14 protein-coding genes are annotated in these 12459 nt (G+C 75.5%); 7 read left to right on the forward strand and 7 right to left on the reverse strand.

Features of this window, described 5'->3' with window-relative positions; all coding sequences use genetic code 11:
- The first annotated feature begins 38 nt into the window (after positions 1 to 38).
- Positions 39 to 434 carry a RidA family protein gene (locus RSE42_RS01880; RefSeq protein ID WP_034650926.1) on the forward strand — a complete coding sequence of 132 codons (396 nt, stop codon included), beginning with the start codon at positions 39 to 41 and terminating at the stop codon, positions 432 to 434.
- 54 nt (positions 435 to 488) lie between these two features.
- Here the strand turns inward: RSE42_RS01880 and RSE42_RS01885 are convergent, their stop codons facing one another.
- From RSE42_RS01885 to RSE42_RS01900, 4 genes are all read right to left on the reverse strand, one after another.
- A complete protein-coding gene (locus tag RSE42_RS01885) occupies positions 489 to 953 on the reverse strand; it encodes a PTS glucose transporter subunit IIA (RefSeq protein ID WP_085386728.1) in 465 nt (154 codons plus the stop codon).
- On the reverse strand, positions 953 to 1183 hold the full coding sequence (locus RSE42_RS01890; RefSeq protein WP_061267010.1) for a PTS transporter subunit EIIB: 231 nt from the start codon (positions 1181 to 1183) through the stop codon (positions 953 to 955). Before RSE42_RS01890 ends, RSE42_RS01885 begins: the two co-directional genes overlap by 1 nt.
- 126 nt (positions 1184 to 1309) lie before the next feature.
- Positions 1310 to 1555 (reverse strand): glucose PTS transporter subunit EIIB, encoded by a 246-nt coding sequence (locus RSE42_RS01895; RefSeq protein ID WP_021482555.1) that lies wholly within the window; start codon positions 1553 to 1555, stop codon positions 1310 to 1312.
- Positions 1552 to 2406: a GntR family transcriptional regulator gene (locus RSE42_RS01900; protein WP_085386727.1), complete on the reverse strand. Its 855-nt coding sequence runs from the start codon at positions 2404 to 2406 to the stop codon at positions 1552 to 1554. The genes RSE42_RS01895 and RSE42_RS01900 overlap by 4 nt, the downstream gene beginning before the upstream one ends.
- A gap of 360 nt (positions 2407 to 2766) precedes the next feature.
- On the opposite strand from RSE42_RS01900, the gene RSE42_RS01905 reads away from it, so the two are divergent.
- Positions 2767 to 4161, forward strand: coding sequence for a PTS transporter subunit EIIC (locus RSE42_RS01905; protein WP_415297734.1), 1395 nt, complete (start codon positions 2767 to 2769; stop codon positions 4159 to 4161).
- Complete coding sequence (ptsP, locus tag RSE42_RS01910) at positions 4158 to 5891, forward strand: phosphoenolpyruvate--protein phosphotransferase (protein WP_415297735.1); 1734 nt, start codon at positions 4158 to 4160, stop codon at positions 5889 to 5891. Before RSE42_RS01905 ends, ptsP begins: the two co-directional genes overlap by 4 nt.
- Positions 5892 to 5935: 44 nt before the next feature.
- Here the strand turns inward: ptsP and RSE42_RS01915 are convergent, their stop codons facing one another.
- Positions 5936 to 6205: an HPr family phosphocarrier protein gene (locus RSE42_RS01915; protein ID WP_034650738.1), complete on the reverse strand. Its 270-nt coding sequence runs from the start codon at positions 6203 to 6205 to the stop codon at positions 5936 to 5938.
- A gap of 154 nt (positions 6206 to 6359) precedes the next feature.
- Between RSE42_RS01915 and RSE42_RS01920 the strand changes: the two genes are divergently transcribed.
- On the forward strand, positions 6360 to 7313 hold the full coding sequence (locus RSE42_RS01920) for a sugar phosphate isomerase/epimerase family protein (protein ID WP_415297736.1): 954 nt from the start codon (positions 6360 to 6362) through the stop codon (positions 7311 to 7313).
- A 10-nt stretch (positions 7314 to 7323) separates the two neighbouring features.
- Here the strand turns inward: RSE42_RS01920 and RSE42_RS01925 are convergent, their stop codons facing one another.
- Together RSE42_RS01925 and RSE42_RS01930 are read right to left on the reverse strand one after the other, a co-directional pair.
- Positions 7324 to 8688 carry a hypothetical protein gene (locus RSE42_RS01925; RefSeq protein ID WP_415297737.1) on the reverse strand — a complete coding sequence of 455 codons (1365 nt, stop codon included), beginning with the start codon at positions 8686 to 8688 and terminating at the stop codon, positions 7324 to 7326.
- Positions 8685 to 9257, reverse strand: a complete 573-nt coding sequence (locus RSE42_RS01930; protein ID WP_415297738.1) for a SigE family RNA polymerase sigma factor — start codon at positions 9255 to 9257, stop codon at positions 8685 to 8687. Before RSE42_RS01930 ends, RSE42_RS01925 begins: the two co-directional genes overlap by 4 nt.
- A gap of 213 nt (positions 9258 to 9470) precedes the next feature.
- Between RSE42_RS01930 and RSE42_RS01935 the strand changes: the two genes are divergently transcribed.
- The 3 genes from RSE42_RS01935 to RSE42_RS01945 are packed head-to-tail and all read left to right on the forward strand — an operon-like array spanning position 9471 to position 12370.
- Positions 9471 to 10799, forward strand: a complete 1329-nt coding sequence (locus RSE42_RS01935; RefSeq protein ID WP_415297739.1) for an MFS transporter — start codon at positions 9471 to 9473, stop codon at positions 10797 to 10799.
- Positions 10800 to 10841: 42 nt separating this feature from the next.
- Complete coding sequence (locus RSE42_RS01940) at positions 10842 to 11507, forward strand: pentapeptide repeat-containing protein (RefSeq protein WP_415297740.1); 666 nt, start codon at positions 10842 to 10844, stop codon at positions 11505 to 11507.
- Complete coding sequence (locus tag RSE42_RS01945) at positions 11507 to 12370, forward strand: carbohydrate kinase family protein (RefSeq protein ID WP_415297741.1); 864 nt, start codon at positions 11507 to 11509, stop codon at positions 12368 to 12370. The genes RSE42_RS01940 and RSE42_RS01945 overlap by 1 nt, the downstream gene beginning before the upstream one ends.
- Positions 12371 to 12459: the final 89 nt, after the last annotated feature.

The following is a 12459-nucleotide window of genomic DNA, read 5'->3' on the forward strand; positions in this document are numbered from 1 at the left end:
AAGTATCCATGGGATACCCGACCGGAAGGAAGGTCCCCATGGCCGTCCAGCGCCTCACCCCCGAGGGCATGCTCCAGCCCGCCCCCTACCACCACGTCGCGGTCGCGACGGGGAGCCGCCAGGTGCACGTCGCCGGCCAGGTCGGCGGAGACCCCGACCGCGACGACCTCGCGCGCCAGGTCGCTGCGGCCCTCCGCAGCACCGCCCGGGGGCTCGCGGCCGCGGGTGCCACGTTCGACGACGTCGTGCGCCTCACGTTCTTCGTCGTCGGGTGGGAGCCGACCGCGATGGCGGACTTCCTGGCCGGCATCGAGAGCGTCTCGGACGAGCTCGCGATGCCGCGGCCGCTCCCCCCTGCCTCGCTGATCGGTGTCCAGGCGCTCTTCGCGCCGGGGGTGCTCGTCGAGGTCGAGGCGACCGCCGTGCTCGACTGACACACGGCGCCCCGCCCGGCCTCGCCGGGTCGCGCCGGCAGGGCGGGCCGGGCGTCAGCCCCAGGTGAGCAGCTCCTCGCCGTGGGCGGCCCACGCACCGACCTCGGTGAGCGAGGTCACGTCGTCGGGCGCCGCCTCGAGCGCGACCACGGGGCACACGGCCGACCGGCCGCCGGCGCGCACGGCCTTCGGGTCCCACGTGACGAGCACCGTGCCGCGCTGGACGTGGTCGCCCTGCGCGACGTGCGTCGTGAAGCCCTCGCCGCCGAGCTGGACGGTGTTGATGCCGAGGTGTACGAGGACCGCGCGGCCGTCGTCGTGCTGGACGACGAACGCGTGCGGGTGCAGCTTGACGACCGTGCCCGTGATGGGCGCGACGGCCTCGCCGCCCTGCGCGTCGTCGGGCTCGACCGCGAGCCCGGGGCCGACGAGCCCGGCGGAGAAGACGGGGTCGTCGACGTCGCCGACGTCCACGACCGTGCCCGTGACGGGGACGAGCACCGTGAGCGGCGCCGCCATCAGCGGAGGTCCTCGATGTCGGAGGCGATGTTGTCCGCCTCGGGGCCGACGATGACCTGGATCGCGGCGCCCGACCGCACGACGGCGATCGCCCCGGCCGCGGTCAGCGTGGCGTCGTCGACGAGCGCCGGGTCCTCGACCTCGACGCGCAGGCGCGTGATGCACGCCTCCAGGTCGAGGACGTTCGCGTCGCCGCCGAGGCCTCGGAGGATCTGCTCTGCCTTGCTCACGGGTGCTCCTCGTGGTCGGGGTCCGGCCGGGGCCGGGTCGGGGGGCCGGCCGGCAGCCGTGCCGGTCGGGGTGCGCGGGGTGCGCGGAGAAGGGCGGTGGCCCGGGTCGCGCCCGGGCCGGGTTCCTCACATGAGGTCGGCGAGGTCGGACGCGATGGTGTCGACCTGCGGGCCGACCACCACCTGCACGACTCGCCCGTTCACCATGACGCCGAACGCGCCAGCGCGGCGCAGGAGCGCGGCGTCGACGAGCGCGGGGTCCTTGACGAGCGACCGGAGCCGCGTGGTGCACGGGTCGATCTCCTCGATGTTCCCCACCCCGCCGAGGCCGGCGAGGATCGTCGCGGCGCGTTCCGCGTCGGACTGTGTCATCGGTCGTTCCCTTCGGTCGCCCGTGCCGGCACCGGCACGGGGGCGAGCTGGTCGGTCGGCGCGTCGTCGGTGACGGCTCCCCCGTCCGCGGCGGCGTCGTCGGCGGTGGTGCTGCGGGGCACGAGCGTCGGGCGCGCCTCGCGCAGCGGGACGAAGACGCTGTACCGGTCGCCGCGGTAGCTGGAGCGGGAGTACATGAGGGGCGAGTCGCCCGCGAACGTGCGCCGCACGGTGCGCATGACGGCTCGCGAGGCGCGGAGCCCGAGGAGCTTCTGCTCCTGGACGGTGGCGTCGGACGCGGTGATCGTGTCCTCGCCCCACGTCGGCGCGAGGCCGCGCTCGCGCAGGGCGCCGTAGAGGCTCTCGGGCACGCCGTCGTCGAGCAGCTCGGGGGCGAGGTCCACGGGGATCCAGGCCTCCTCGACGCTCATGGGCGACCCGTCCGCGGTGCGCAGGCGCACGACGTGGTGCATCGGGTCGCCGGTCGCGCGGCCGAGCGACTCGGCGACGGACGCGGGCGCGGGGACGGTCCCGACCTCCAGCACCTCGGTGCCCGGCTCCATGCCGCGCCGTCGTGCCTCCTCGCCGAACGTCGTGAGGCGCATCTCGAAGTCGGCGCGCGGCGGCGCGACGAAGGTGCCCCGCCCCTGCGCGCGCTCCAGCACGCCCTCCGTGACGAGCGCGTCGACGGCCTGGCGCACGGTCATGCGCGAGACGCCGAACTTCTCGGTGAGGCTGCGCTCGGACGGCACCGCGTCGCCGACGGAGAGCTCGCTCGCCACGAGGTCGGCGAGGTAGGCGCGCACCGTGAGGTACTTGTGCTCGCTCGCCTGCGATCGTGACCTGCTCATCGTCGTGCCGCGTCCTCGTCCTCGTGCCGTCCCTGGTCCCGGTCGTCGCCGACCGCCCTGCTCCGGTGCCGCGTTCTCCACGGCTGCATTGTCGTCGTCCGGTCGTCGTGCGACCTGCGACGACGCGCCCCGCGGGGCCCGCCGTGTGTCCCGGGTCACCCTCGGGGGTTGACACATCATGAGGTCTAGACCACTCTTCCTGCAAGTGGTCCAGACAACCTGGACCGACTGCCCGGGCACGACGACCCCAGGTCTTCTCGCCGTGCCCCGGGACCGGCAACGACGCCGCTCGACGTCGCGCCACAGCCGCCGCTCGACGCACCTCGCCTGCGCCCCAGGCCTGCCCAGGAGGAGAAGGACATGACGACCGTCGCCGAACCGACGCGGACCAAGAGGGGGGTGCCCGGCTTCGCGCAGCTCCAGCGCGTCGGGCGCTCGCTCATGCTGCCCATCGCGTCGCTCCCCGCTGCCGCGCTGCTGCTGCGGCTCGGTCAGCCGGACATGCTCGGCGCCCAGGGCGCCGCCGGGACCTTCGCGTGGATGCAGCCCGTCGCGGACGTCCTCGGCGCCGCGGGGAACGCGCTGTTCAGCAACCTGCCGATCATCTTCGCCCTCGGCGTCGCGGTCGGGTACGCCAAGAAGGCCGACGGGACGACGGGCCTCGCGGCACTCATCGGCTATCTCGTCTTCAAGGGTGTCAGCGACTCGCTGTCGCCGTACGTGCTCGGCAAGGCCGCCGAGGGCGAGACCCAGGCGCTCATCAACTACGGCGTGCTCGGGGGCATCGTCATCGGTCTGACGGCCGCGCTCCTGTACCAGAAGTACTACCGGATCAAGCTGCCGCAGTACCTCGCGTTCTTCGGCGGCCGGCGGTTCGTGCCGATCGTCACGGCGGGTGTCTCGGTGCTCATCGCCGTGGTGGGCGCGCTGATCTACCCCGCGTTCGACTGGCTCATCAACGAGCAGATCGGCGGGTTCGTCACGGGCTCGACCATCCTCGGCGCGTTCGTCTTCGGCACGCTCAACCGCCTCCTGGTGCCCATCGGCCTGCACCACCTGCTCAACTCGCTGCCGTGGTTCCAGTTCGGCGAGTACACCGCCGCCGACGGCACGGTCGCGCAGGGCGACATCTTCCGGTTCCTCGCGGGCGACCCCACCGCGGGCACCTTCCTCACCGGGTTCTTCCCCATCATGATGTTCGCGCTCCCGGCCGCCGCGCTCGCGATCGTCCACACCGCCAAGCCGGCGCAGCGCAAGGTCGTCGCGGGCATCATGGGCTCGGCCGCGCTCGTCTCGTTCGTCACGGGCGTCACCGAGCCGCTCGAGTTCGCGTTCGTGTTCGTCGCCTACCCGCTGTACGTCATCCACGCGGTGCTCACCGGCACGTCGATGGCGCTCGTCAACGCGCTCGGCATCCGCGACGGGTTCGGGTTCTCCGCGGGCGCGATCGACTACCTGCTGAACTTCCGGATCGCCGAGATGCCGCTGCTCCTCATCCCCATCGGGCTCGGGTACGCGGTGCTCTACTACGTCCTCTTCCGCTTCGTCATCACGCGCTGGAACCTGCGGACGCCGGGTCGTGAGGACGACGACGCGGAGGGTGCCGTCCAGGTGACCGGCGCCGTCGACACCACCGAGGACGCGCGGCCCGACGCCTCGGCGGCGGAGGTCTCACCGGTGCGACGCGACGCCGACGCGGCGGAGGCGGGCGCCCGGGGCCGGGCGGGTGCGTCCGGCAGCGGGGGCGCGGCGTGACGCTCGCCGACGACGCGACGCGCGCCCCGGCGCGGGCCGCCGACCCGGGGCTGACCGGCGTGCCGGTCAGCCCCGGGCGGGGGGCAGGACCGGTGGCCCGGATGCCCGGCTCGGTCGCGGAGCCGGACCCGGCGCCGCTGCCCGCCGACGCGTCGGACGCCGACGTCGACCTCGCGGTGACGCAGGTCCTCGCGGCGGTGACGACGGTCCAGGAGGACCTCACCGCCCGCGCGGCGCGGGCCGAGGGCACCGCGGCGGAGGTCCTGGGCGTGACCGCCGCGATGGCGGCCGACCCCGCCCTGGCGCGCGACGCCGTCGGGCGGGTGCGCGAGCAGCGGGCCACCCCGGCCCGGGCCGTGTGGGACGCGGCGGGGGTCGTCGTCGGGCGGCTCGAGGCGCTGGGCGGCCTCCTCGCCGAGCGGGCGCGCGACGTGCGGGACGTGCGCGATCGGATCGTCGCGACCCTGCTCGGCCTCCCCGTACCCGGCGTGCCCGACCCGGGCCACCCGTTCGTGCTCGTGGCCGACGACCTCGCGCCCGCGGACACGGCGCAGCTCGACCCCGAGCGCGTGCTCGCGGTCGTCACGCGCGGCGGCGGGCCGACGTCGCACACCGCGATCCTCGCGCGCGCCCTGGGCATCCCGGCCGTCGTCGCGGTCGAGGGCGCGCTCGCGCTGCGCGACGGCGAGACCGTGCTCGTGGACGGCGGCCTCGGCACGGTGGAGCGCGACCCGTCGGACCACGACGTGGCGGCGGTCGTCGCGGCCCGGGGTACGCGCCGCGCCCGGCGGCGCCTCGACGGCCCGGGGCGGACGGCGGACGGCCGGCGCGTGGAGCTGCTCGCCAACGTCGCGGACGGCGCGGACGCGCGCGCCGCCGCCGAGGCGGGCGCGGAGGGTGTCGGGCTGTTCCGCACCGAGGTCTGCTTCCTCGGCCGGACCGTCGAGCCGACGGTCGACGAGCAGGTCGCGGCCTATCGGGAGGTGCTCGCCGCGTTCCCGGGCCGCAAGGTCGTCGTGCGCACGCTCGACGCGGGCGCCGACAAGCCGCTCCCGTTCGTCACGCCCGACGCCGAGCCGAACCCCGCGCTCGGGGTGCGCGGCCTGCGGACCGCGCGCCGCCACCCCGAGGTGCTCGACCGTCAGCTCACGGCCGTCGCGCGCGCGGCGGAGGCGGAGGCGGCGGACGTGTGGGTCATGGCGCCGATGATCGCGACGCCGGACGAGGCGGAGTCGTTCGTCGCGCTGTGCGCGGACCACGGCCTCGCGACGGCGGGCGTGATGATCGAGGTGCCGGCCGCGGCGCTCGGCGCGCGCTGGGTGCTGGCCAGGGCGGCGTTCGCGAGCATCGGCACGAACGACCTCACGCAGTACACGATGGCGGCCGACCGCGAGGTCTCCGACCTCGCGCGCCTGTCCACCGCGTGGCAGCCGACGGTTCTCGCGCTCGTCGGGGCCACGGGCTCGGGCGCGGCGCTCAACGGGCGACCGCTCGGCGTGTGCGGGGAGGCCGCGGCCGACCCGGTGCTCGCCCCGGTGCTCGTCGGGCTCGGCGTGACGTCGTTGTCCATGACGCCGCGCGCGCTCCCGGACGTCGCCGCGGTGCTGGCGGCCACGACGTCGGAGGAGTGCGAGGAGCTCGCGTTCCTCGCGCTGCAGCAGCCCACGCCCGACGCCGCGCGCGCCGCCGTGCGCGCCCGGCTCCCCGTGCTCGACGAGCTGGGTCTGTGACGAGCTCCGTGCCCGGCCCCGCGACGACGGGGCCGGGCACGGCGTCAGGCGACCTCGGTCTGCTCCAGGAAGGCGACGAGCGCGTCGATCGACGCGCTCGCGTCGTCGCCGTCGGCGTCGGTCGAGAGCACGACCTCGTCCCCGGCCGAGACGCCGAGCGTCATGACCCCGAGGATGCTCGCCGCCTCGACGGCGTCGCCGCCGGGCTTGGCGATGCGCACGGGCGCGGGCTGGGCGGCGGCGGTCTTGACGAAGAGCGCGGCCGGGCGGGCATGCAGGCCCTCGGTGATCGCGACGACGACGGCACGGTCCATGGTGTTCCTCCGGCAGACAAGTGGTCTGGACCAGTGCATCCTAGGCGATCCGGCCCGGAAAGGGGAGGGTCGGAAGCCCTCCGCGCGGCGCGGCGTCGTCGGCGCCGGCCGCCCGCTGGTGTGGGCCACAGCGGACGGGTCTAGGGTGACCGGCATGTCAGACGCGACGACGCCGCGAGAGGCCCCCCGGTCACCGGGGGAGCAGCCGCGCATCCACGTCACGCTGTCCACGGCGAGCGTCTACCCGCGCAAGGCCCAGTACGCCTTCGAGGCGGCGGCCGACCTCGGGTACGACGGCGTCGAGGTCATGGTGTGGTCCGACGAGACGACGCAGGACGCCGCGGCGCTGCGCCGGCTCTCCGCCGAGCACGACGTGCCGATCCGCAGCATCCACGCGCCCACGCTCCTCGTGAGCCAGCGGGTGTGGGGACGGTCGCCCGGACCCAAGCTGCGGCGCAGCGTCGAGCTGGCGCAGGAGGTCGGGGCGAGCACCGTCGTCGTGCACCCGCCGTTCCGCTGGCAGTACCGGTACGCGCGCGAGTTCGAGGACCTCGTCGGCGAGCTCGACGAGACCGAGGGCGTCACCATCGCGGTCGAGAACATGTACCCGTGGCGCAGCCGCAAGCGCGAGATGCAGGCGTACCTGCCCGGCTGGGACCCGTCCGAGCACGGCTACGAGCACGTCACGCTCGACCTGTCGCACGCCGCCGTCGCGCAGCAGGACGCGCTCGCGCTGCTCGACGTGTTCGACGGCCGCCTCGCGCACGTGCACCTCGCGGACGGGTCGTCGTCCATCACGGACGAGCACCTCGTCCCCGGGCGCGGCGACCAGCCGTGCGACCTCGTCCTCGCCGAGCTCGTGCGCCGCGGCTGGGAGGGGGACGTCGTCGTCGAGATCTCGACGCGGCGCGCCCGCACCGCGGCCGAGCGGCGCGAGGACCTCGCCGCCTCGCTGTTCTTCGCGCGCACCTACCTCACGCCCGGGCCGCACCCCAGGTACTCGCCGCCGCCCGGACCTCCGCACCGCCACGTCGACGCGTGGGGCGAGGCGGAGGCGCGCGAGATCGCGGCGGCGGAGGACGCCGCGGGCAGCGCCGGCACCGGCTGACGGCGGAGCGTCAGAACCGGAGCGAGCCGAGGATCCCGCGCAGCGTCTCGAGCCCCGCGTCGTCACCGGGCAGCGAGATCATCAGCATGAGGTTCTCTCCGCCGTCCGCGCCGTGGACCCGGACGTCCGCGCTGAGCGCCGACATCCCGTCGTCCGCCCAGAACGGCCCCTGGGACAGGAGCAGCTCGGCGAAGTCGGCGCCCGGGACCTCGATCCGCTGCCCGTGCCACCCCTCGCCGGAGTAGTCGAACGCGCGCGCCCCGGAGCCGCCTCGCTGGACGAACATGTTCCAGTGCACGTCGGGGGACGTGCCGTCCTGGATGGGCCCGGGGTTCGTGGCGAACGGGCCCGTCCACTCCACGCCGGGACCGTAGTTGCCCTCGACGTCGGCGACGGTCCAGCCCGGCGGCACGGCGTAGGAGAGGGTGCCCGTCGTGGCCGTCTGCCACCCGGCGGGCGTGCCCGTGGTGAGCGGGCCGATCTCCGGGTACGTGTACGTCGGGCTGAACCACTCCGGCGCGCCCTCGGCCTCGAACCACAGGTTGCCGAGGAAGTTGCGGGCGAGCTCGTCGCCCACGGCGTCGTCCGTGAAGTCGAGGCGGATCGTCCAGCCCGTTCCCCCGTTCCGGACCCGGGCCTCCCAGCGGGCGAGGTCCGGGTCGTCGGACGGGCCCCGCGTCACCACGACGAAGTCCGAGCCGGGGACCTCGACCGTCCAGGCCCCGGAGTCCCGGGCCGGCACCACCCACGACGCGGCCCCGGGATCGACGTCGATGCTCACCGTGGCGCCGGAGTCGACCATGGGCGGCGGGACCGCGTCCGCGGGGATCTCCGACCCCTGGAGGGCCCAGTGCTCCGGGCCCTTCCAGCGGACCGACGCGGGCTCGCCGAACGCCTCGCCCTCGACCTCCCACCCCCCGGGGGGCAGCGTGTACGTGAGCCCGCCCTGCACGGTGTAGTCCCCGTGGTGCGTGCCGACGACGCCGTGCTCGACACCCGGCAGCGCCGGAAGCTCGCCGTCGCCCACCGGCAGGTAGCGTGCGGGCTCCTGCGGCGGCGCCGCGGGAGCGGGGGCCGGTCCCTCCGACGCCGGTGCGGTGGTCCGCGCGGGGGCCGCCGCGAGGGCGGGCGCCGGCGCCGACCCGCGGGACAGTGCCCCGGGGAGGATCGCCGCGACCGCGACCAGCGCCGCCACGGCGACGGCCGACCCGCTCGCGGCGACCACGCGCCGTCGTGCCCGCACGCGCCGGACCGCGCGGTGCGCCAGAGCGTCCGGGTCCAGCGTGGGCGGCACCTCGACGGCGGTCTGCGCGGCGCGCACCCGCTCCACGAGGTCCTCGTCGTCCGGGGTCCTGCGTTCCGGCGTCGTGCTCATCGCTCGGTCTCCGTCCCGTGCTCGGGTGCGATCAGGGTGCGCAGGCGGGCCAGGGCCCGGGACCCGGTCGACTTCACGGTGCCGACCGCGATCCCGAGCTCCGCGGCGGTCTCGGCCTCGGACCGGTCGAGGACGTAGCGCAGCAGGACGACCCGCCGCTGCTTGACGGGGAGGGCGAGCAGGGCCCGCACGACCCGGTCCCGGTCCTCGATCCCGGACGAGTCGCCCGTCGCCGGGGCGTCGAGACCCACGAGGGTGTCGTGCTCCACGGAGACCTCCCTCCGGGTGCGCCGCCACGAGTCGATGCGAGCCGTCACCACGACGCGCCGCGCGTAGGCGAACGGCTGCCCGTCGCCCACGCGCGTCCACGCGCGGAACGTGCGCTCGAGCGCGAGCTGCACCAGGTCGTGCGCCCGGTGGGCGTCCCCGCACAGCAGGTACGCGTACCGGTACAGGTCGGCGGAGCTCGTCCGGGCGAACTCGGTGAAGCGCTCCTCGGCGGTCAGGCCGACGCGCACGACCTGCACCTCGGGCGCGCCGCCCCACCGTTCGGTCGCGACGTCCGTCATCGCCGACCGCCCCCCTGCTGCGGTCGGCACCTCGGCCGACGTCGGTTCCTCACGACTGCTAGACGCAGCGGAGGGTGCCACGGGTTCCACCTTTCTCCGGGAGCTCGCAGGGATCGCCCAGGATGCCACCGTCGACGCCCGGGGCGGTCCCGCGCCCGGCCTGCCCGCGCGGCCGGTCCGCCCGCGCGGCCGGCTGACGTAGGCTCGGCGGTCGTGGCTCGAGTCAACGGTCTTCTCGCCGACACGACCCCGCTGCGCATCTCCCCGCCGTTCCGCCGCCTGTGGTGGGGGCTCGGGATCTCCAACCTCGGCTCGCAGCTCACGGTCGTCGCCGTCGGCCTGCAGGTGTACGCGCTCACGGGCTCGTCGCTCGCGGTCGGCGTGCTCGGCCTCTGCGCGCTCGTGCCGCTCGTGGTGCTCGGGCTCTACGGCGGCGCGCTCGTCGACGCGTACGACCGCCGCAAGGTCGCGCTCGCGGCCTCGACGGCGCTGTGGGTGGTCACCGCGCTCATCGCCGTCCAGGCGTGGCTGCACCTGAACTCCGTCGGCGTGCTCTACGCGCTCGTCGCGGCGCAGTCCGCCGCGTTCGCGATCAACAACCCGGCGCGCTCCGCGATCATCCCGCGCCTCGTCGAGCCCCGGCTCCTGCCCGCGGCGAACGCGCTCCAGACGATCGCGTGGAACGTCGCGCTCACCGTCGGCCCGCTGGGCGGCGCGTTCCTCGTCGCGCTGTGGGGCTACCAGGTCGCGTACACGATCGACGCCGTCCTGTTCACGGCCGCGCTGTGGGCCGTGTGGCGGCTCCCCGACATCCCGCCTCTGCCCGCCGGGCCCGGCGCCCCGGCCGTAGCCGCCGCCCCCGCAGGGCGTCGGCGCCGCGTCGTGGGGTGGCGGTCCGTCGTCGACGGCCTGCGGTACCTCGCGACCCAGCCCAACGTCCGCACGACGTTCCTCGTCGACCTCGCCGCGATGGTGCTCGCCTCGCCGCGCGTGCTCCTGCCCGCCGCCGGCGTCGTGTTCCTCGGGGGCGGCGAGGCGACGACGGGCGTCCTCACCGCGGCGTTCGCCGTCGGGGCGGTGCTCGCGGGCGTGTTCTCCGGCGGCCTGTCGCGCGTGCGGTGGCAGGGCCGCGTCATCGTGTGGGCGATCACGGCCTACGGGCTGTCGATCGTGCTGTTCGGCGTCGTGCTCCTCGGCGTGGGCGCGACGACCCCGACGACCGTCCTCGTGGGCGGCGTCGTCGCGGCGAGCGTCGCGCTGGCGCTTGCGGGCGCGTCCGACGCCGTGAGCGCGGTGTTCCGCCAGACGATCCTCCAGACCGCGACGCCCGACGACATGCGCGGCCGTCTCCAGGGCGTGTTCATCGTCGTCGTCGCGGGCGGGCCCCGCCTCGGCGAGCTCGTGCTCGGCGCGCAGGCCACCTGGGTGGGGGAGGCGTGGGCCGCCGTCGCGGGCGGTGTCGCGTGCGTCGTCGTGCTGTGGCTCGTCGTGCGGGCCCAGCGCCGGTTCTGGCGCTACGACGCCCTGCACCCGGAGCCCTGAGCCGCTCCTCGCCGCGTGGGCGGCCCGGCCTAGGCTTGGGGCGTGCCCCCGAAGAAGCCGACGACCGAACCACCTGCGATCGACCCGGTCGTCCTGGACGACCTCCAGCCCGGTGACGCCTACGACCTCGAGGCGGAGGCCGACCTCGAGGGGTTCGAGATCACGGACCTCCGTCTCGACCGGCTCGACCTGCACGGCGCGACCGTGTTCTCCACGCGGCTCGACCAGGTGCGCGCCGACGAGGCCGACCTGGGGGCGGTGACGCTCACGGCGGTCGTGCTGGGGCGCCTCGACGTCCCGGTGGTGCGCGGGACGCGCGGCCGGTGGCGCGAGGTCGAGGTGCGGGGCGCGCGCCTCGGGTCCGCCGAGCTCTACGAGTCGTCGTGGGCCGGGGTGCGGTTCGTCGGCTGCAAGCTCGGGTTCGTCAACCTGCGGGGCGCGTCGCTGCGCGACGTGGTGTTCACCGACTGCACGATCGACGAGCTCGACCTCGTCGCGTCCGACGCGCTGCGCGTCGCGTTCGAGGGCACGCGCGTGCGCCGGCTCGACGTGCAGGGCGCCACGCTCGCCCACGTTGACCTGCGCGGTGCCGAGATCGACGAGCTCGGCGGCATCGAGTCGCTGCGCGGATCGACCATCGACTCGATGCAGCTCGCCCGCCTGGCCGCGACGTTCGCCCACAGCCTCGGCATCACGGTGACGGACTGATGGCGGCCCCGCAGGCCGAGGTCCTCGTGGCCGGGCCGGCGTCGTGGAACCTCCTCGTCCAGCTCGACGAGCTGCCCGCCCCCACGCCGCACACCGTGTTCGCGCGGTCGCACCGGCACACGGTCGGCGGCACGTCCGCGGGCAAGGCGCTCAACCTCGCGCGCCTCGGCCGGTCGGTGCTCCTGCGCACCGTGCTCGGGACGGACGACGACGGCGCGCGCGTCCGGTCCGTGCTCGAGGGCGCGGGCGTGCGGGTGCTCGCGGAGCCGTCGCCCGACGGCCGCACCGAGAGCCACCTCAACCTCATGGACGACGACGGCGGCCGGGTCTCGGTCTACCTGCGCGCACCGGGCGAGGTCCCGGCCCAGGGCGAGGCGTGGGACGCCACGGTCGCCGCGCTCGACGCGGCGCGGGCCGTCGTCGTCGACCTCGCGGTGCCCGCGCTCCCGGTGCTCGACCTCGCGGTGGTTCGCGGTCGCGACGTCTGGGTCGACCTGCACGACTACGACGGGGAGTCCGCGTTCCACCGGCCCTGGGTCGACGCGGGCACGCACGTGTTCCTCAGCGGGGACCGGCTCGACGACTGGCGCGGCTTCATGGCCGCCCGGGTCGCGGCGGGCGCGCGCCTGGTGGTCTGCACGCACGGCTCGCGCGGCGCGGTCGCGCTCACGCCGGAGGGCGGCTTCGTCGAGGTCCCGGCACAGCCCGTGCCGCACGTCGTCGACACGAACGGCGCCGGCGACGGCTTCTTCGCCGGGTTCCTCGACGCGCACCTGCGCGGTGCAGGCGTCGAGGAGGCGATGCGGACGGGCGCCCGGCACGCCGCCCTCGTCGTGCAGAGCCCGGACCTCGCCCCGGCCTGACCGGCCCTGACGACCCCTCGCCTGCCCCGCCCCGGCGGCGACCCCGGCCCGCCGCCCACGCCCCGCCCCTGCCCACCCGTCGAGCACGG

The organism is Cellulosimicrobium sp. SJTW-1 (genome assembly GCF_047716875.1).
Taxonomy (GTDB): Bacteria; Actinomycetota; Actinomycetes; order Actinomycetales; family Cellulomonadaceae; genus Cellulosimicrobium; species Cellulosimicrobium funkei.